We start from the raw sequence: 17,945 nt of genomic DNA on the forward strand, positions 1-17,945 counted from the left end.
TCGATCACCGACCGCAGCAAAGCCGAGGAATGGACCCAGAGCTTCATACTCAACATCCAGTCCGGCTATACCCCGGGCCCGGTCGGCTTTGGCGTTGACGTGCTCGCCGGTCTGGCGGTCAAACTCGATGGCGGTGGCGGTACCTACGGCACCGGCTTGCTGCCGCGTCATAGCGATGGTCGTCCGGCCGATGATTTCGGTCGTCTGGGCGTCGCGGCGAAAGCCAAGTTTTCCAATACCGAGCTGAAAATCGGCGAAATGATGCCGGTACTGCCGATCCTGCGCGCCGACGACGGCCGTTCGCTGCCGCAGACCTTCGAGGGCGGCATGGTCACCTCGCGCGAAATCGATGGCCTGACCCTCAGCGGCGGTCAGTTCCGTCAGAACAGCCCGCGCGACGACGCCAGCATGGAAGACATGAGCTACGGCGGTGGCGTCTCCGACCGCTTCAACTACCTGGGTGGCGAATACGCCTTCAATGAAAAGCGCACCACCGTAGGGTTGTGGACTGCCGAGCTGAAGGACGTCTACGAACAGCAGTACGTTCAGCTGCTGCACACTCAGCCGTTGGGCTCCGACCTGGCCCTGACCGCCAACCTGGGCTACTTCCAGGGGGACGAGGACGGCAGCGCGCTGGCAGGCGAGCTGGACAACAAGACCTACTCCGGTCTGTTCGGTCTGAAAACTGGTGGCAACACCTTCTACGTCGGCCTGCAGAAAGTCAGCGGCGATACCGGCTGGATGCGCGTCAACGGCACCAGCGGCGGCTCGCTGGCCAACGATAGCTTCAACAATTCCTACGACAACGCCGGCGAACGCTCCTGGCAGGTGCGTCACGACTATAACTTCGCCGCCATGGGTGTGCCGGGTCTGACCCTGATGAACCGCTACATCAGCGGCGACAACATCAAGACCGCCGCCGACGACGATGCCAAGGAATGGGGCCGCGAAACCGAACTGGCCTACACCGTCCAGAACGGCCCGGCGAAGAACCTCAACATCAAGTGGCGCAACTCGAGCTTCCGCTCCCAGGCCAACACCCGTGACCTGGACGAGAACCGCCTGATCTTCAACTACCCGATCTCCATCTTGTAAGCGGCATCCACCACGCTGGACGCAACGCTCCTCGCTCCTGTTGCGGAAACTTTCGCCCGTCCTCGTGACGGGCTTTTTTATAGGACCGTTACCGAGTCGCTTATGCAAATCACTTGACTGCAACACACGGCGGCAGCGACCTGAAGGATGAAGCCCCCTTTGGTTGAGTGCAGTCATATCAGCTCGACATCGGCCGTAGTCGGCTCAAGGGCCGTAACGAGCCTGTCCGATTACCGAACGCAGTTTATAAAAGTCCAAGTTAAAGCCGGGTATGGCCATTAACTTGGGCCCGTCGGTGCAGCAAGAATGTCCGTCATCTCGAATCAATAGGCGCAACACGCGCGAACAATAACGAGAGGCCATTCATGAGAACCAATGTTGCCATCATCGGCGCAGGCCCGTCCGGCCTATTACTCGGCCAGCTCTTACATAAGGCAGGCATTTCTAATGTGATCATCGAGCGCCAGAGCGCGACCTATGTGCTGGGTCGCATCCGTGCAGGAGTGCTTGAGCAGGGCTTGGTCGATCTGATGCACGAGGCCGGTGTTGCCGAACGCATGGACCGCGAAGGAATTGTCCACGAAGGTGTCGAGTTGGCCTTCGCTGGACGACGCGAACGGATCGATCTGAAAACTCTTACGGGTGGAGATACGGTCATGGTCTACGGCCAGACCGAAGTGACCCGAGACCTGATGGTCGCCCGTCGCGACAGCGGTGCCCCGGCGTTCTACGAAGCGAGCGACGTGCAGCTACACGATCTGAAATCCGATGCGCCCTATGTCACCTTCACGCACAACGGCGAACAGCTGCGTCTGGACTGCGACTACGTCGCCGGATGCGACGGGTTTCACGGCGTCTCGCGCAAGACCATCCCCAGCCATGCCTTGGAAATCTTCGAGCGGGTCTATCCGTTCGGCTGGCTAGGGCTGCTCAGCGATACGCCTCCGGTGCATGAAGAGCTGATCTACGCCAACCATGAGCGCGGCTTCGCCTTGTGCAGCATGCGCTCCACCACCCGTTCACGCTATTACCTGCAAATAGGTCTGGATGAACATGTGAAGGACTGGTCGGATGAGCGTTTCTGGAAAGAGCTCAAGTGCCGTCTACCTGAAGATATCGCCGCCCAGTTGGTGACCGGCCCCTCGCTGGAAAAGAGTATCGCCCCGCTGCGCAGTTTCGTGACCGAACCCATGCAATACGGCCGGCTGTTCCTCGTCGGCGATGCCGCGCATATTGTTCCACCCACCGGCGCGAAAGGATTGAACCTCGCGGCAAGCGATGTCAGCACGCTGTACCGGATCCTCTGCAAAGTATTCCAAGAAGGTCGACACGACCTCGTCAGCCGCTATTCACCTATCTGCCTGCGGCGCGTATGGAAAGCCGAACGCTTCTCCTGGTGGATGACCTCGTTGCTGCATCGCTTCCCGGATACCGACGGTTTTAGTCAGCGCATCCAGCAGAGCGAGCTGGAGTACTACACCAGTACCGTCGCCGGGCTGACCAGCATCGCGGAAAACTACGTAGGCCTGCCCTATGAACCGATCGAGTGACCCGGCAGGCTGGGCAGTGCCTGCTGGCGGTGCTAGCGTCAACGCTTTGCGCAGAGGCCACGTCATGGAAGCCCGTCCGGCGAGCGTTCCGGTGTTCAAGCTCTACGGTGACCGTCTTGAGTGGACCACACCGGATCTACTGCATTGCGAATCGATCCCAGAGCGCAGTCGCCTGCACGACTGGGAAATCAAGCCCCATCGGCATGGCGATCTGGTGCAATTGCTGTACGTTCGCAGCGGCTGGGCCGTGATCGAGATTGAAGGAGCGCAAATCCGGCTGGAACATCCGGCAATTCAAGTAGTGCCGCCGCTGTGCATTCACGGTTTCCAATTTTCCGACCAAATAGAGGGCTATGTCATCACATTGGCAGCTCCGTTGGCCAGGGTGCTCGAGGAACAGCTCGCCGCACCCCAGCCCATTCTCGCTACGGCCGCCCTCTACCGCATCGGCGATGATCTGCAATATCTCGATGGGCTCTTCGAAGCCATCAATCGCGAATACCTTTGCCCAGCCCCAGCACGGGAACTGCAGCTTCACTCGCTGATCGGCCTTGTCGTAACCTGGTTGCGGCGACAGGCACATGATCGACAGCGGGAGCGCCCATTGCCCGGACTGGACCATCTGCAGGCATTTTCTGCGTTGGTCGAGGCACACTTTCGCGAGCAGCTCTCTATTGAGCAGTATGCGCACCGCATCGGCATCACGCCTGCATACCTGAACAACCTGACACGTCGGTTCGCTGGTTGTACCGCACAGCAGGTAATCCATCAACGTTTGCTGCTCGAAGCAAAACGACAGCTGCTCTACACCGCACTCAGTGCCAAACAGATCGCCGAAGGACTCGGATTCTCTGAGGCGGCCTACTTTTCCCGGTTCTTCAAGCGCCTCATGGGGCTATCCCCCCAGGCGTTCCGTAAGCAGGATCGGTCTGAGCCGTCCCTATCATCGGATACAGGGCTCTGACAGGCCATCAAGCACAGGCCACGCTAGGGCTTCACGCCTCAACAGCAAGATCGACGCTGGCGATAACGAGGAAAGAGGCCGGATTAAAGTTCCGTAAAAACCGTCCAAAACGAAAAAGGCCAGCTCATCTCTGAACTGGCCTAAATCGTGAAGTTTTTTGGTCGGGACGGAGTGATTCGAACACTCGACCCCTTGCACCCCATGCAAGTGCGCTACCAGGCTGCGCTACGCCCCGACGATGCTTTCAGCTCGGCTGGAAGCGGATCGAACTATACATTAAGCAACTGAATATGTGAAAGTTTTTTATGCCAAGTAGTTAGTTCTTGAGCACCTGAAGCACATCTTCAAGCTCGGTGATCATTTGTCGGATCAGTTGCTTGTACTGCGTTGTGTCCTCACGAGCCTCGTCACCGGACATCCGCTGCCGAGCGCCGCCGATCGTGAAGCCTTGCTCATATAGCAATGACCGAATCTGCCGGATCATTAGCACGTCCTGCCGCTGGTAATAGCGCCGATTACCGCGACGCTTCACAGGATTGAGTTGCGGAAACTCCTGCTCCCAATAACGCAGCACATGCGGTTTGACCGCACACAGCTCACTGACCTCACCGATGGTGAAGTAGCGTTTGCCAGGTATCGTTGGCAATTCGTCGTTATGACTTGGTTCCAGCATAGGCTTCGACTCTGGCTTTTAGTTTTTGCCCTGGCCGGAATGTCACGACACGACGCGCCGTGATCGGGATTTCCTCACCGGTTTTCGGGTTGCGCCCAGGGCGCTGTCGCTTATCGCGCAGATCGAAGTTGCCGAAACCGGACAACTTCACCTGCTCGTTATGCTCGAGCGCCTGTCGAATTTCCTCGAAAAACAGTTCGACCAGTTCCTTGGCCTCGCGCTTATTCAAGCCTAGCTCTTCATATAGACGTTCCGCCATTTCAGCTTTCGTCAGAGCCCCCATACGCTATTTCCTTAACGTGGCGTTGAACCTTTCTTCCAGGGAGGAGAGGATTTGCTGCATCGCACCACTCACCTCATCGTCGTTTAGAGTGCGCGAAGGGTGTTGCCAGGTCAAGCCGACTGCCACACTTTTGCTAAGAGGATCAATACCTTTACCCTGATAGACATCAAATAGCTTGAGGTCTGTCAGGTTCTCGCCTGCGGCCCTACGAATGCATAGCAACACATCGTCAGCCGGAACTTCACGTGCCACCAGAATCGCCAGGTCGCGACGCACTTCAGGGAAGCGGGATAGCTCACTGAAACGCGGTAGCCGGCCCTCGCTGATTTCTGCGACCAGCAGCTCGAACAGATAGACGGGCTGATCGATACCCAGCGTGGCGGCCAGTTCAGGATGAAGACTTCCGATATAGCCGACCAGACGCCCTTCCCGCTCGATTCGAGCAGTCTGTCCAGGATGTAAAGCAGGATGCTCGGCGGCGGAAAAGCGATAGGAGACAGAGTCACCGGCATACCCGAGTAAGGCTTCTACGTCGGCTTTCATGTCATAGAAGTCAGCTGCGGCTCTATCGTTGCCCCAACCCTCCGGCAAACGGCTGCCGGTGATGACACCTGCCAACATCGGCTCCTGCTTCAACTCGCCAAGCTGACCGACAAAACGTAGGCCGCTCTCGAACAGACGCACCCGCGTCTGTTGCCGGTTCAGGTTGTATTGCAATGCCTTGATCAACCCTGGCCATAGCGTCGCGCGCATCGCCGCCATGTCCGATGAAATCGGGTTGGCCAATTGCAGCGGCTCGACACCAGGGCTAAACAGCTCGAACATTTTCGGATCGATGAAGCTGTAGGTGATCGCTTCCTGGTAGCCACGGGCAACCAGCAAGCGGCGCAGAGCGGGCAACTCGGCTCGGGATTCAGGGTTGGCTTCGGGGGCCAGACGTGCCTGGGGGTAACGCACCGGTAAGCGGTCGTAACCATACAGACGGCCCAATTCCTCGATCAGATCTACTTCGAGGCTGATATCGAATCGATGGCTGGGCACGCTGACTTCCCAAGACTCATCTCCCAGCTCAGCAACACCCAGACCCAGCGCTGACAATAGCGAGACGACCTGATCGCCCGCCATGCTTAACCCCAGCATCTGTTCTATTCGATCCTTGCGCAACAGAACCGGTGCAACGCGGGGGAGATCGGCTTCGCTAGCGACTTCGATTACGGGCCCGGCGCTGCCGCCGACTATCTCCAGCAGCAGCGCAGTAGCCCGCTCCATGGCCCTACGGGCCAGCTGGGAATCAACCCCTCGCTCGTAGCGATGCGAGGCGTCGGTATGTAGACCATAGGAGCGCGCCTTGCCGGCAAGGGCAATGGTGTCGAAGAAGGCACTCTCCAGGAACAGATCCTGTGTCGCGGCACTCACACCGCTGTGCTCACCCCCCATGACCCCAGCAATCGCGAGGGCACGCTGGTGGTCGGCGATGACCAAGGTATCGCTGCGCAGAGTCACTTCCTGCCCATCAAGCAGGACGAGTTTCTCCTGATCCTCAGCCATCCGAACCCTGATCCCTCCTTGAATCTCGGCTAGGTCGAATGCGTGCAGCGGCTGCCCAAGTTCGAGCATCACGTAGTTGGTGACATCTACCACCGCGTCAATACTGCGGATATCGGAACGACGCAACCGCTCGACCATCCACAGCGGAGTGGGTCGCGACAGGTCCACATTACGAATCACGCGTCCGAGGTAGCGCGGACAAGCTGTGGGCGCCAACACCTCTACGGGACGCACCTCATCGTGGCTCGCAGCCACCGGAACGATATCGACTGGAGCGACCTTCGCGCCGTAGATGGCGCCTACCTCACGCGCAAGCCCCGCGATAGAGAGGCAGTCGCCACGGTTTGGCGTCAAGCCTATCTCGATGCTCGCATCATCCAGGCCGAGATACACTCGAAGATCGCTACCAACGGGGGCATCACCAGCCAGCTCCATCAGTCCACTGTCGTCTGTACCAACCTGCAACTCGGTTTCCGAGCAGAGCATGCCGTTGGATTCGACGCCGCGAAGCTTCGCTTTCTTGATCTTGAAGTCGCCCGGCAGCTGCGCGCCGATCTGCGCAAAAGGAATCTTCAGCCCCTGGCGCACATTGGGCGCACCACAGACTACCTGAAAGGTTTCGCTGCCGTTGCTGACCTGGCAGACGCGCAGCTTGTCCGCATCCGGATGTTGCTCGGTGCTCAGCACCTCGCCCACGATAACGCCACTGAACTCACCGGCCACGGGGGTGACCGCATCCACTTCGAGGCCTACCATCGACAGCCGCGCTACCAGTTCCTCACGGGAAACTTGCGGATTGACCCACGTACGCAACCACTGCTCGCTGAATTTCATCCTGCTCTCCTAAACGTGTTGGCTATCTGCGGTTAGCGAAACTGCTCAAGAAAGCGCAGATCGTTATCGAAGAAGATGCGTAGGTCACTAACGCCATAACGCAGCATGGTCAGCCGTTCGGCGCCCATACCAAAGGCAAAGCCTTGGTAGCGCTCCGGATCGATTCCTGACATCCGCAACACATCGGGATGAACCATTCCGCAGCCCAACACCTCAAGCCAAGATTGAGATTCCTGATCACCTTTACGCACCACACGGCGGATATCTACCTCCGCTGACGGCTCGGTGAATGGAAAGAACGATGGTCGAAAACGCACCTCCAGATCAGCTTCGAAGAACGTACGCAAGAATTGCTCGATAGTGCCCTTCAGGTCGGCGAAACTAATACCCTCATCGATCAACAGCCCTTCCACTTGGTGAAACATCGGTGAATGGGTTTGATCGGAGTCGCAGCGATAAACACGCCCCGGACAGATGATGCGAATCGGCGGCTGACTGGATTCCATAGTGCGCACCTGAACCGGCGAGGTATGAGTACGCAGCAACACATTGGCGTTGAAATAGAACGTATCGTGCATCGCACGAGCCGGGTGATGGCCTGGGATATTAAGTGCTTCAAAGTTGTGATAGTCGTCTTCGACTTCAGGCCCTTCGGCAACTGTGTAACCGATATGAGAAAAAATCTGCTCGATGCGCTCCAGCGTTCGGGTCAGAGGATGCAGTCCACCGGAGGTCTCTCCCCGGCCTGGCAATGTCACATCGATCCGCTCGGCGGCGAGCTTGGCGCTCAGCGCAGCTTGCTCAAGATCCGCTTTCTTGGCATTCAACTCATCCTGAACGCGGCTCTTCGCCGCATTGATGAGCGCACCGGCCTTGGGGCGCTCATCCGCAGACAGTTTGCCCAGCGTCTGCATGACTTGGGTCAGCTCGCCTTTCTTGCCGAGATACTGAACCCGGATTTGCTCCAGGGCGTTGATGTCTTGACTATGTTGCACCGCCTCAAGCGCTTGCGAGACCAGTGCATCCAGGTTTTCCATGTACAACCTCCAGAGGTTCTTGCAGAACCGCACCAGACGATCAGCACTCAGGCTGTACGCGAGGTGCATTTTTGCAAATGCCCCTTCAGATACGAAATAGGGGAAGAGCACAAGGCTCTTCCCCTATCGGTGACGCTACGAATCCGAAGATTCGATTGTCGATGGGCTTAGGCCAGAGAAGCTTTGGCTTTTTCGACAATGGCAGCAAAAGCTGCTTTTTCGTTCACTGCCAACTCGGCCAGAACCTTACGGTCGATCTCGATAGCCGCTTTTTTCAGGCCAGCGATGAAACGGCTGTAGGACAGACCATTTACACGAGCGCCGGCGTTGATACGAGCGATCCAAAGAGCGCGGAACTGACGCTTCCGCTGACGGCGGTCACGGTAGGCATATTGGCCAGCCTTGATCACCGCCTGCTTGGCAACACGGAACACACGCGAACGAGCGCCGTAGTAGCCTTTGGCGAGTTTCAGAATTTTCTTGTGACGGCGACGAGCGACGACGCCACGCTTAACACGAGCCATGAGTTATTCCTCTGAGTCTTGACCGAATTAACGAACGCGCAGCATGCGCTCTACTTTTGCGTTGTCAGACGGGTGCATCAGAGATGTACCACGCAGCTGACGCTTACGCTTGGTAGACATTTTGGTCAGGATGTGGCTCTTGAAAGCGTGTTTGTGCTTGTAGCCATTCGCCGTCTTCTTGAAGCGCTTCGCAGCGCCACTTTTAGTCTTCATCTTTGGCATGTTCGGTACTCCACAGTGTGGGTGATTTCAAATAACCGCAAGGCCTGCCAGTGCCCTGGTGGTTACTTTTTCTTCTTGGGAGCGATGACCATGATCAGCTGGCGTCCTTCCATCTTTGGATGCTGTTCGACCGAACCGTATTCAGCCAGGTCACCTTCGACCCGCTTCAACAGTTCCATCCCCAGCTCCTGATGCGCCATCTCACGACCGCGGAATCTCAACGAAACCTTGGCCCTGTCCCCGTCACTCAGGAAACGTACCAGGTTGCGTAGCTTGACCTGGTAGTCCCCTTCTTCCGTCCCTGGACGAAACTTTACTTCTTTAACCTGGATCTGCTTCTGGTTCTTCTTCGCCGCAGCGACCTGCTTCTTCTTCTCGAACAGGTGCTTGCCGTAATCCATGATCCGGCAAACGGGAGGAACCGCATCGGCGGAAATTTCCACCAGATCCAATTTGGCTTCTTCAGCTATACGAAGCGCTTCATCAATCGAGACGATGCCAACCTGCTCGCCATCAGCACCAATCAAACGGACCTCACGAGCCGAGATATTCTCGTTGATCGGGGCCTTGGGTGCAGCTCGTTTATCCTGTCTCATTTCACGCTTAATAGTCATTACTCCAATTCTTGGCGACCACGCCGGGAAACCGCTTGTGTCAGCAGCTGCGCGAAGTCATCCAGGGGCATGGAGCCCAAATCGACGCCTTCACGGGTGCGCACAGCAACGGCTCGTGTCTCTACTTCCCTGTCTCCGATAACCAGAAGATAGGGAACCTTGAGCAAGGTATGCTCGCGGATTTTAAAGCCGATCTTTTCGTTTCTCAAGTCGGACTTGGCACGGAAGCCGCTTTGGTTAAGCGTTTTCTCCACTTCCAGTGCGAAATCAGCCTGCTTGTCGGTGATATTCATCACCACGGCCTGAGTTGGAGCCAGCCAGGCAGGGAAAGCGCCTTCGTAATGCTCGATGAGAATTCCGATGAATCGCTCGAACGAGCCAAGAATTGCCCGATGGAGCATGACTGGCGTCTTGCGGCTGTTATCTTCCGCGACATAGCTCGCATCCAGGCGCTGAGGCATGTTCGGATCGTACTGCAAGGTGCCGCACTGCCAGGAGCGCCCGAGGCAGTCAAGCAGCGTGAACTCAATCTTTGGACCGTAAAACGCACCCTCGCCCGGCAGGTACTCCCACGGCAAGCCCGCCTCGTTCAGTGCACCGGCAAGTGCCGCTTCGGCACGATCCCAAAATGCGTCGTCACCGACACGTTTTTCCGGGCGGGTAGACAGCTTCAGTTTGATCTCACTGAAACCGAAGTCGGCGTATACCTGCATGGTCAGCTTGATAAAATCTGCCGCCTCGGCACTGACCTGTTCTTCCGTGCAGAAGATGTGCGCATCGTCCTGGGTGAAGCCACGGACCCGCATGATTCCGTGCAATGCACCAGATGGCTCGTTGCGATGGCAGGAGCCGAACTCGGCAAGACGCATCGGCAATTCGCGATAGCTTTTGAGGCCCTGGTTGAACACCTGAACATGACAGGGGCAGTTCATCGGCTTGATCGCGTAGTCGCGACTTTCCGACTCGGTCGTAAACATGTTTTCGGCGTAGTTGCCCCAGTGCCCGGATTTCTCCCACAGACTGCGATCGACGACTTGAGGCGTCTTGATCTCCTGATACCCATTAGCCCGCTGCACGCCGCGCATGTACTGCTCGAGCACCTGATACAGAGTCCAGCCATTCGGGTGCCAGAAGACCATCCCCGGTGCTTCTTCTTGGGTATGGAACAGATCCAGGCGCTTGCCGATCTTGCGGTGGTCGCGCTTCTCGGCCTCTTCAATTCGCTGGATGTAGGCGGCAAGCTGCTTCTTGTCCGCCCACGCGGTACCGTAGATGCGTTGCAGCTGCTCGTTCTTCGCATCGCCACGCCAATATGCACCAGACAACTTGGTCAACTTGAAGGACTTGAGGAATCGGGTATTCGGCACGTGCGGGCCACGGCACATGTCAACATATTCTTCGTGGTAGTACAGCCCCATTGCCTGCTCGTCCGGCATATCCTCGACTAGGCGCAGCTTGTAATCCTCACCGCGCGACCGGAATACCTCGATCACGTCAGCACGCGGCGTGACCTTTTTGATCACGTCGTATTCAGTATCGATCAGTTCTTTCATTCGCTGCTCGATCGCAGCCATATCATCCGGCGTAAACGGCCGCTCGAAGGCGATATCGTAATAAAAGCCCTCTGCGATCACCGGCCCAATCACCATCTTGGCAGACGGATATAGCTGCTTGACCGCATGCCCAACCAGGTGCGCACAGGAGTGACGAATGATCTCCAGCCCCTCTTCATCCTTAGGCGTGATGATCTGCAGGCTCGCGTCGCGCTCGATCAGATCACAAGCATCAACCAATCGACCGTCTACTTTGCCCGCCAGAGTAGCCTTGGCGAGACCTGCGCCAATTGATTGAGCCACCTCAGCGACGGAAACGGGATTATCGAAAGAACGCTGACTGCCGTCAGGAAGAGTAATGATGGGCATGGCGCCTCCTCTCCTAGTGGTGACCCCTACCAAAGGCCACGTGGGTTGGGATGAGCCAGGAAAGCGATCCATCGAATAACCTGCCGCACGGTGGCAGGAGCACTAAAGCTGATCGATCCGGATCGAAGTCACTGGAAATATATGGAGCACGGATGCTTTCAGAAAGCCGCCGCACTGACAAGCAAGGCATAAAAAAAGGGTCGCTAGCGCGACCCTTTTCGGAATTGGTAGGCACAATTGGATTCGAACCAACGACCCCCACCATGTCAAGGTGGTGCTCTAACCAACTGAGCTATGTGCCTCCGATGGACGCGCATTTTAGAGATACGCCTGAGAGAGTCAAGCGCTTTTTTCGCTAAGCCACTGATATACGTAATTTTTGGATTCCAAAAAGTCTCTCGCACCGCTATGGCATAGGAAGTCCTGTAGCGATAGCATCAGCGTCAAATATTCAAAACAGGGCAAACAGAATGTCGCACACTCCCTACCCGTCATCCTATTACGCGGCTTCGGCGAACCCGGCGCCTGTTCGCACCGCCCTGGGATGCGATGTCGAGACTGACGTCTGCGTGATTGGCGCCGGCTACACCGGGCTATCGACCGCCCTGTTCCTGCTTGAGCAAGGTTTCCGTGTCATCGTCCTTGAAGCCGCGAAGGTCGGTTTCGGCGCGTCCGGGCGCAACGGTGGACAGATCGTTAACAGCTACAGCCGCGATATCGACACCGTCGAGCGCAGTGCTGGTCGTGACGAAGCACGATTGATCGGAGCGATGGCATTCGAGGGCGGGCAGATCATCCGAGAGCGAGTCGCGCGCTATAGCATCGACTGCGATTTGAAGAACGGAGGCGTATTCGCCGCGTTCAACACCAAACAGATGCACCATCTCGAGACTCAGAAGGCCCTTTGGGAGCGCTACGGCTACGATCGACTCGAACTGCTCGACCACGGCGGCATTCGAAACGTCGTCGCATGCGAGCGATACATTGGCGGGATGCTGGATCACGGCGGCGGCCATATCCACCCACTCAACCTCGCGCTGGGCGAAGCGGCAGCGGTCGAATCGCTCGGCGGCGTCATCTACGAACAAAGCCCAGCAATCCGTATCGATCGAGGAAACACGCCGCGAGTACACACCCAGCACGGCCAAGTGACCGCGAAATTCGTGGTCGTTGCCGGAAATGCCTATCTGGGCGGACTGGTCCCAGAGCTGGCAGCCAAATCCATGCCCTGCGGTACTCAAGTCATCGCCACGGAGCCCCTCGATCCAGAACTCGCGGCGACGTTGCTCCCGCAGGATTATTGCGTCGAGGACTGCAATTATCTGTTGGACTATTTCCGCCTTTCCGCCGACAAACGTCTGATTTATGGGGGTGGAGTGGTATATGGCGCACGCGATCCGGCCGATATCGACTCGATCATCCGGCCGAAGATGCTCAAGACGTTTCCGCAGTTGCAAGGCATCAAGACGGAGTTCGCCTGGACCGGCAATTTTCTAATGACGCTATCGCGCTTACCCCAGGTCGGTCGGCTCGATGGCAATCTTTACTACTCCCAAGGATGCAGCGGTCATGGCGTCACCTACACCCATGTCGCCGGGAAAGTCATTGCCGAGGCCTTGCGAGGGCAGGCTGAGCGCTTCGATGCTTTTGCCAGTTTGCCGCACTATCCGTTTCCCGGAGGACAAACATTCAGCGCGCCGCTGAGTGCTCTCGGCGCGCTCTATTACAGTCTGCGTGACAGAATCGGCTTCTGAGGTATCACCTAACGGGACATGGCGGAGCCGCATCGCAAGCGCCGGACTCTTCTTGCCCCCTAGGTAACCCCGCCTTGAATCGCTCGTCCTTCGGCGCCAGCTGCACCGCACATGAGCGTGCTGCTGATGCCTGAGTACGACACCCCCGCTCGGCCAACACTTGCGACAGGTTAAACCAACCAGGCGCGAAAGCGTTGTCACGCTGGACGCTGGCCCTCAGGGCGCGCTCCGCCGCAGGCTTGTCGCCTTGTGCGTACCGAGCGTTGGCCAGTACGAACCATGACAAGCCGCTCGACCAACGTTGTGCAGCCGTTTCGTAGGCTTTTAGCGCCGCATCATTGTGACCGGTTTGCTCAAGGTCATTCGCAGCCTTCAGCCAGACCGTTTCCTGAGCGGTACGCGGCAATTGATCGGGCGCAACCGTTACCACTGCCCACCGCTTACCCTTGGCCCAACTGCGCTCGAACTGACGAAAACTTCCGGTCCAGCGCCGAGTGGTCCCGGAGCGCAGCACGAGAGTCTGCGCAGCCAGGTCATACCCCACCACAACTGCAAAATGCCATTGAGGCCAGCGATCGAAAGCAAGGTTCTGCAGCACCAGGACGGGATTTCCTGCCGCCACCTCACTCAGCACCGCTTCTAGGCGTGGCTCCAACGGGTAGACCAGCAGATCGTGGGCCCTCGCAGCCGCGACCATTTCAACCTGTAGGCTACCTTTGCGCTGGGGAAGATAAACGCGTTTGACGAGCTGTTCCGGTTGAGTATCGACGCCACGCTGGGTAAGCATCGTGGCGAGCGCGGCGGGCCCGCACTGATAATCTTCCTGGGGAAAGAATGGGACCTCGTCCAGCTCAACCCGCTCGGGAAGCCCCGCGGACCCAACCGGTACGATTGGAGTCCGCGCGCACGCCCCGAGAAGGATTACGGCAAACAGCAGGACCAGTCGCTGCATCAACGGTTGATACAGTGGACGAAGTTGAAGATGTTAGTCGCGCAAAGCAGATCGGTGATGATAAAGATCACCAGGAACAGAACGATGATCCCGACGACTCCGGCACCGGCTGGCGCCTGATCCAGTTGCTGGTTGAACTGCGCGAGTTCCGCCGGCGTCAAGCTGTTGATTCGCTGCTCAACCTGATCGCGGTCGACACCCATGGAGATCAGCTTTTTCTGGACGTCTTTGTCCTCGAGCATCGTCAGCAGCTGCTGGCGGTCCACTTGCTGTTGCTGCTCGGCAATGATTTCCGGGGTGCCGATCATTGTCGCCTGGGCCAGCGGGATTTGCGCGAACAGCATGAAGTGCATCGCGGCCAGCAGGCTGGCTACACGCTTCATAACGGACGAATTGAACATGGCGGAACTCCTTAATCTTTTTATTCGTCAGCCCCGCGCGATTGTCAGGGGCCACCAAAGTTAAGACGGTGCCGCTGTTCCGCCAGTTCCCTCGTACGCTAAGGTTTCAGCAAAAGGAGGATTTCAACCACCCACCGCCCATTCCCCCCAAACGATCACGATACAAGGGAGAACGAACATGCAGGCCATTCGATCAATCACTCTGATGTTGTACGGCGCCATCCTCCTTGGCTGCCAGTCATCAACATCCGATTCGATGCAAACGCCACAGGACTCAACCGGGCGGTGCAACGCCGGGGCTGTTCAGGCGCTGGTCGGGAAACATGCAAGCCCAGCATTGCTTGAACAGGCACGCCAACAAAGTGGGGCAGCCATAGCCCGCATCCTCCGACCAGGAGACGTCGTCACGCTGGAATACAACGCGCAACGGCTAACACTCACGACTGACGAATCGTTGGAAATTCAGCGGATTGGCTGCGGCTAAGCCGCAGCATCGTCCTTCTAACCCTCCGCATGACCGGGCGCCGCATCGATAGCCTGCAGCGCCTGCTGCAACCAAGGCGCAACGCGCTGGGGTCAGTGCGCGACCACCCTGCGCGTCCGTAGGCTGGTCGCAGAGAATGATTTCGGCGGTACCAACAGCCAGTACAGGTCATAACGCGTAATGATGGCTTGAGCCAGCAACGGTGCAATTAGGCCGATCAGCGTCCCAAGCACGAGATGCACAGGGATGGAATCAACACCCAAGAAGCTGCTGAGGATTACCCTAATACCGCTTCCGGCGAGAATGTGCATCAGGTAAATGGTCATTGAGGAAGCGCCAATGAACAGTAGCCACTCCATCCGAACCTGCCCTAACCACATCGATAGCGCAATCACGAAAAAGATCGAAACAGTCGCCAGCACAAGTACCGGCAAGCCACCAACTTCCCAGTTCAAGCCAAACGTGATGTGGAACAGATACTGACCGATTACGAATAGCGTTCCGAACAGCAAGGTGAGCGGAACGAAGCGGGTCAAAAAATACGCCTTGATCTCGTTAAACCAGACGCCAAGCGCAAAAAATACGGCATTGCCAAAGATGAACCTGCCAACATTGCCCATCGCGAGGTCTTGCTTGAAGACATAGAAGGCGCTGAATGCCAGCAGTATCGGCAGGAAGTAGCGACGATCAGCCTTGGCATAGACAAAGGAGCAGACCACGAAAACCAGAAACAGCGCATAGAGAAACCAGAACTGCGCCCGCGGCGACCAGAGCAACGAGAACACCTGCCCTAAGGTGACCTCTCCATTCGTGTAGTTCGACAACACCACCTCAATCGAGCCTTGCAGTAACGACCAGACGATAAAGGGATAGACGACGGTATCAACCTTGTTGGTGATCAGCCCCGTCTTTCCGCGTTTCATCAGCGAATCGTAAAAGAACAAACCCGACAAAAAGAAAAACAACGGCATGTGAAAGCTGTAAATGATGCTATCGACGAGAAGATAGCGGTCTTCCTCTATTGGCAAGCCAGCATTGAACACCCCGCGTGCAACATGTCCGTAGACCACCAAGATGATTCCAATGGCTTTGGCATAATCGACCCAGGCATTTCTCTCCTGCATCACATTCTCCTTGTTTTGGGGTACCAGGCACATCGCAGCCACAGCTGGCGCGGACGGGAAAGGTAGACAGTGAGAAATGCGATCAGTTTGTTGCCGGTACCCAGCTACCCTATTTATCCGACGTAATGCGCCAGAGCCATTCGTACGTGGCTTCCATCCGGACAGCCTCAGGCAATTGGGTCTTAGCCCAGCAACTCAGCAAAAGAAATAAAGCGTACGGGATCCCCCTCCTTCAGTTGACCATGTTCACGCACCTCGACCAACCCATCCGCCCAGGCTGCGCTGCGCAGAATCGACGAGCTCTGGTTGGCATATAGCACCGCCCTGCCCGATTCGAGGCGCGCCCTAAGGTATTCGCGGCGCTTGCCAGGTTTGTTCCAGCTGAAGCCCGCAGGCACTGGAAAACTTAACGGTTCGACCTCCGTCACCCCCATCCTGCGCAACAAATAAGACCGCGCCAGCAAACCAAAGGTGACCAGCGTGGAGGCCGGATTGCCGGGCAAACCAATGACCGCTACGCCGCGATAACTACCGCAGGTCAACGGCTTGCCTGGCTTGATCGCCAACTTCCAGAGCGTTAGCTCGCCCTCTTCCTGCAGAACTCTTCCTAGAAAGTCGGCTTCGCCGACCGACACGCCACCCGTGGAAAGAATCAGATCTACCTCGTGCAGACCCGCAAGGCATTGATGAACCCGCGCGAGGTCGTCCGGCACGATGCCGGCATCGATGACATCGCACCCCAAACGCTGCAACCAGTGGCGCAATAGCACGCGATTGCTGTTGTAGATCTGTCCTGGCTGCAGCGTTTCGCCCGGCTCGACCAACTCATCTCCGGTAGAAAGCAGCGCGACCTTGAGTTTTCGACTCACGTTCAGCTGCGAGACACCCAGTGAAGCGGCAAGCCCCAACTCAATCGCCCCCAGCCGCACACCCGCTGCCAGGACCTCGTCACCCGACCGCGCCTCGCCACCCTGAGGACGGACGTGTTGCCCCTGCCGCACCGGCACGGCAAAACGCACTCGGCCATCATCGAGCACCTCGACGTTCTCCTGCATCTCCACGCTATCGGCACCTTCCGGCATCGGCGCGCCGGTGAAAATCCGAGCGCAGCTAACTGGTTCCAGAGGTGCGGGTTGAGTGCCGGCAAAAATCTTCTGGCTGACCCGTAGTGGCTGCCCACACAAATCGGCTTCTCGCAGGGCATAGCCATCCATGGCGCTGTTCGGCCATGGCGGCAAGTCCAGCTTCGCGATCAAGGGTTCAGCGAGTATCCGACCAACCGCATCATCGATCGGCACGCTTTCGACGCCATCAATCTGAGTGGCCTCCGCCAGATTGAGCAGTGCTTCAAGCGCCTGCTCTACCGGCATCAGCGCTGGCGGCTCACCCGCTTTCATGCGCGGCTCTCGCAGGGTTCGGCCTGCTTGAGATGCGGCACGAAATTGCACGGACGATGACGCGCATCGAGCTGCTCGGCAAGAATGCCATCCCAGGCGGTCCGGCAGGCATTGGTCGAGCCGGGTAGGCAGCAGACCAGCGTCGAGTTCGACAGTCCGGCCACCGCTCGCGACTGGATGGTGGAACTGCCGATATCGGAAACGGATATTTGGCGAAACAGCTCACCGAAGCCGTCGACCTGCTTGTCCAGCAAGCAGCTCACCGCTTCCGGGGTGCTGTCGCGCCCGGTAAAACCTGTACCTCCGGTAATCAGTACAACTTGTACTTCGTCCTCGGCGATCCAGTTCGCTACTTGCGCACGAATGCGGTACAGATCGTCTTTGAGCAGTACTCGAGAAGCCAGTCGATGTCCGGCAGCCAGGAGCCGGTCGACGAGAAGCTGCCCTGAGGTATCGGTTTCACGCGAACGGGTGTCGCTAACTGTCAGGACAGCAATATTCAACGGAACAAAGGATTGATCAGCAAGATGGCTCATACAGGCTTCCCGGTTGTTGGACTCAATTTTG

Annotated in this window: 18 protein-coding genes and 2 tRNA genes; 5 read left to right on the top strand and 15 right to left on the bottom strand. The window is 57.4% G+C overall.

What is annotated here, in order from left to right:
• From UF78_RS11840 to UF78_RS11850, 3 genes are all read left to right on the top strand, one after another.
• Nucleotides 1-1,095: OprD family porin (locus UF78_RS11840; protein WP_045162429.1), on the top strand; the 1,095-nt coding region annotated here is incomplete at its 5' end.
• 365 nt (nucleotides 1,096-1,460) lie between these two features.
• Nucleotides 1,461-2,645, top strand: a complete 1,185-nt coding sequence (pobA, locus tag UF78_RS11845; RefSeq protein ID WP_045162430.1) for a 4-hydroxybenzoate 3-monooxygenase — start codon at nucleotides 1,461-1,463, stop codon at nucleotides 2,643-2,645.
• A 64-nt stretch (nucleotides 2,646-2,709) separates the two neighbouring features.
• A complete protein-coding gene (locus tag UF78_RS11850; protein WP_045162431.1) occupies nucleotides 2,710-3,609 on the top strand; it encodes a helix-turn-helix domain-containing protein in 900 nt (299 codons plus the stop codon).
• A 158-nt stretch (nucleotides 3,610-3,767) separates the two neighbouring features.
• Here the strand turns inward: UF78_RS11850 and UF78_RS11855 are convergent.
• The 10 genes from UF78_RS11855 to UF78_RS11900 form a co-directional block, all read right to left on the bottom strand.
• Nucleotides 3,768-3,844 (bottom strand) — tRNA-Pro (locus UF78_RS11855).
• An 81-nt stretch (nucleotides 3,845-3,925) separates the two neighbouring features.
• Entirely contained in the window at nucleotides 3,926-4,282 is a 357-nt protein-coding gene (locus tag UF78_RS11860) for a MerR family transcriptional regulator (RefSeq protein WP_025242142.1), read from the bottom strand.
• A complete protein-coding gene (gene ihfA / locus UF78_RS11865; RefSeq protein ID WP_003282572.1) occupies nucleotides 4,263-4,565 on the bottom strand; it encodes an integration host factor subunit alpha in 303 nt (100 codons plus the stop codon). Before ihfA ends, UF78_RS11860 begins: the two co-directional genes overlap by 20 nt.
• Nucleotides 4,566-4,568: 3 nt before the next feature.
• Nucleotides 4,569-6,947: a phenylalanine--tRNA ligase subunit beta gene (pheT, locus tag UF78_RS11870; protein ID WP_045162432.1), complete on the bottom strand. Its 2,379-nt coding sequence runs from the start codon at nucleotides 6,945-6,947 to the stop codon at nucleotides 4,569-4,571.
• 32 nt (nucleotides 6,948-6,979) lie between these two features.
• Nucleotides 6,980-7,984, bottom strand: coding sequence for a phenylalanine--tRNA ligase subunit alpha (pheS, locus tag UF78_RS11875; protein ID WP_045162433.1), 1,005 nt, complete (start codon nucleotides 7,982-7,984; stop codon nucleotides 6,980-6,982).
• Between the two features lie 167 nt (nucleotides 7,985-8,151).
• Nucleotides 8,152-8,508 carry a 50S ribosomal protein L20 gene (gene rplT, locus UF78_RS11880; RefSeq protein WP_019339387.1) on the bottom strand — a complete coding sequence of 119 codons (357 nt, stop codon included), beginning with the start codon at nucleotides 8,506-8,508 and terminating at the stop codon, nucleotides 8,152-8,154.
• A gap of 27 nt (nucleotides 8,509-8,535) precedes the next feature.
• On the bottom strand, nucleotides 8,536-8,730 hold the full coding sequence (rpmI, locus tag UF78_RS11885) for a 50S ribosomal protein L35 (RefSeq protein ID WP_019339386.1): 195 nt from the start codon (nucleotides 8,728-8,730) through the stop codon (nucleotides 8,536-8,538).
• 62 nt (nucleotides 8,731-8,792) lie between these two features.
• On the bottom strand, nucleotides 8,793-9,344 hold the full coding sequence (infC, locus tag UF78_RS11890; protein ID WP_019339385.1) for a translation initiation factor IF-3: 552 nt from the start codon (nucleotides 9,342-9,344) through the stop codon (nucleotides 8,793-8,795).
• Complete coding sequence (gene thrS / locus UF78_RS11895; protein ID WP_045162434.1) at nucleotides 9,344-11,266, bottom strand: threonine--tRNA ligase; 1,923 nt, start codon at nucleotides 11,264-11,266, stop codon at nucleotides 9,344-9,346. Before thrS ends, infC begins: the two co-directional genes overlap by 1 nt.
• A 225-nt stretch (nucleotides 11,267-11,491) precedes the next feature.
• Nucleotides 11,492-11,568 (bottom strand) — tRNA-Val (locus tag UF78_RS11900).
• Between the two features lie 168 nt (nucleotides 11,569-11,736).
• Between UF78_RS11900 and UF78_RS11905 the strand changes: the two genes are divergently transcribed.
• Complete coding sequence (locus tag UF78_RS11905) at nucleotides 11,737-13,020, top strand: NAD(P)/FAD-dependent oxidoreductase (protein ID WP_045162435.1); 1,284 nt, start codon at nucleotides 11,737-11,739, stop codon at nucleotides 13,018-13,020.
• 4 nt (nucleotides 13,021-13,024) lie between these two features.
• On the opposite strand, the gene UF78_RS11910 is transcribed toward UF78_RS11905, so the two are convergent.
• Together UF78_RS11910 and UF78_RS11915 are read right to left on the bottom strand one after the other, a co-directional pair.
• Nucleotides 13,025-13,975, bottom strand: a complete 951-nt coding sequence (locus tag UF78_RS11910) for a PA2778 family cysteine peptidase (RefSeq protein ID WP_155397637.1) — start codon at nucleotides 13,973-13,975, stop codon at nucleotides 13,025-13,027.
• The gene (locus UF78_RS11915; RefSeq protein ID WP_045162437.1) at nucleotides 13,972-14,373 is read right to left on the bottom strand and encodes a PA2779 family protein; all 402 of its coding nucleotides are present in this window, start codon (nucleotides 14,371-14,373) and stop codon (nucleotides 13,972-13,974) included. Before UF78_RS11915 ends, UF78_RS11910 begins: the two co-directional genes overlap by 4 nt.
• Before the next feature lie 178 nt (nucleotides 14,374-14,551).
• On the opposite strand from UF78_RS11915, the gene UF78_RS11920 reads away from it, so the two are divergent.
• On the top strand, nucleotides 14,552-14,857 hold the full coding sequence (locus UF78_RS11920; protein ID WP_045162438.1) for an I78 family peptidase inhibitor: 306 nt from the start codon (nucleotides 14,552-14,554) through the stop codon (nucleotides 14,855-14,857).
• 92 nt (nucleotides 14,858-14,949) lie between these two features.
• On the opposite strand, the gene UF78_RS11925 is transcribed toward UF78_RS11920, so the two are convergent.
• From UF78_RS11925 to moaB, 3 genes are all read right to left on the bottom strand, one after another.
• Nucleotides 14,950-15,981, bottom strand: coding sequence for an acyltransferase family protein (locus UF78_RS11925; RefSeq protein WP_045162439.1), 1,032 nt, complete (start codon nucleotides 15,979-15,981; stop codon nucleotides 14,950-14,952).
• Between the two features lie 182 nt (nucleotides 15,982-16,163).
• Nucleotides 16,164-17,378 carry a gephyrin-like molybdotransferase Glp gene (gene glp, locus UF78_RS11930; protein WP_045162440.1) on the bottom strand — a complete coding sequence of 405 codons (1,215 nt, stop codon included), beginning with the start codon at nucleotides 17,376-17,378 and terminating at the stop codon, nucleotides 16,164-16,166.
• Nucleotides 17,375-17,914 carry a molybdenum cofactor biosynthesis protein B gene (gene moaB / locus UF78_RS11935; RefSeq protein ID WP_045162441.1) on the bottom strand — a complete coding sequence of 180 codons (540 nt, stop codon included), beginning with the start codon at nucleotides 17,912-17,914 and terminating at the stop codon, nucleotides 17,375-17,377. Before moaB ends, glp begins: the two co-directional genes overlap by 4 nt.
• Nucleotides 17,915-17,945: the final 31 nt, after the last annotated feature.

Source organism: Stutzerimonas stutzeri (assembly GCF_000952685.1).
Lineage (GTDB): Bacteria > Pseudomonadota > Gammaproteobacteria > Pseudomonadales > Pseudomonadaceae > Stutzerimonas > Stutzerimonas stutzeri_E.

Excerpts from the sequence above, each read along its gene's own strand:
- thrS (WP_045162434.1), bottom strand. The coding sequence starts at position 11,266 with ATGCCCATCATTACTCTTCCTGACGGCAGTCAGCGTTCTTTCGATAAT.
- UF78_RS11860 (WP_025242142.1), bottom strand. The coding sequence starts at position 4,282 with ATGCTGGAACCAAGTCATAACGACGAATTGCCAACGATACCTGGCAAA.
- moaB (WP_045162441.1), bottom strand. The coding sequence starts at position 17,914 with ATGAGCCATCTTGCTGATCAATCCTTTGTTCCGTTGAATATTGCTGTC.
- rpmI (WP_019339386.1), bottom strand. The coding sequence starts at position 8,730 with ATGCCAAAGATGAAGACTAAAAGTGGCGCTGCGAAGCGCTTCAAGAAG.
- rplT (WP_019339387.1), bottom strand. The coding sequence starts at position 8,508 with ATGGCTCGTGTTAAGCGTGGCGTCGTCGCTCGTCGCCGTCACAAGAAA.
- pobA (WP_045162430.1), top strand. The coding sequence starts at position 1,461 with ATGAGAACCAATGTTGCCATCATCGGCGCAGGCCCGTCCGGCCTATTA.
- infC (WP_019339385.1), bottom strand. The coding sequence starts at position 9,344 with ATGACTATTAAGCGTGAAATGAGACAGGATAAACGAGCTGCACCCAAG.
- pheT (WP_045162432.1), bottom strand. The coding sequence starts at position 6,947 with ATGAAATTCAGCGAGCAGTGGTTGCGTACGTGGGTCAATCCGCAAGTT.
- glp (WP_045162440.1), bottom strand. The coding sequence starts at position 17,378 with ATGAAAGCGGGTGAGCCGCCAGCGCTGATGCCGGTAGAGCAGGCGCTT.
- ihfA (WP_003282572.1), bottom strand. The coding sequence starts at position 4,565 with ATGGGGGCTCTGACGAAAGCTGAAATGGCGGAACGTCTATATGAAGAG.
- UF78_RS11925 (WP_045162439.1), bottom strand. The coding sequence starts at position 15,981 with ATGCAGGAGAGAAATGCCTGGGTCGATTATGCCAAAGCCATTGGAATC.
- UF78_RS11905 (WP_045162435.1), top strand. The coding sequence starts at position 11,737 with ATGTCGCACACTCCCTACCCGTCATCCTATTACGCGGCTTCGGCGAAC.
- UF78_RS11915 (WP_045162437.1), bottom strand. The coding sequence starts at position 14,373 with ATGTTCAATTCGTCCGTTATGAAGCGTGTAGCCAGCCTGCTGGCCGCG.
- UF78_RS11850 (WP_045162431.1), top strand. The coding sequence starts at position 2,710 with ATGGAAGCCCGTCCGGCGAGCGTTCCGGTGTTCAAGCTCTACGGTGAC.
- pheS (WP_045162433.1), bottom strand. The coding sequence starts at position 7,984 with ATGGAAAACCTGGATGCACTGGTCTCGCAAGCGCTTGAGGCGGTGCAA.
- UF78_RS11920 (WP_045162438.1), top strand. The coding sequence starts at position 14,552 with ATGCAGGCCATTCGATCAATCACTCTGATGTTGTACGGCGCCATCCTC.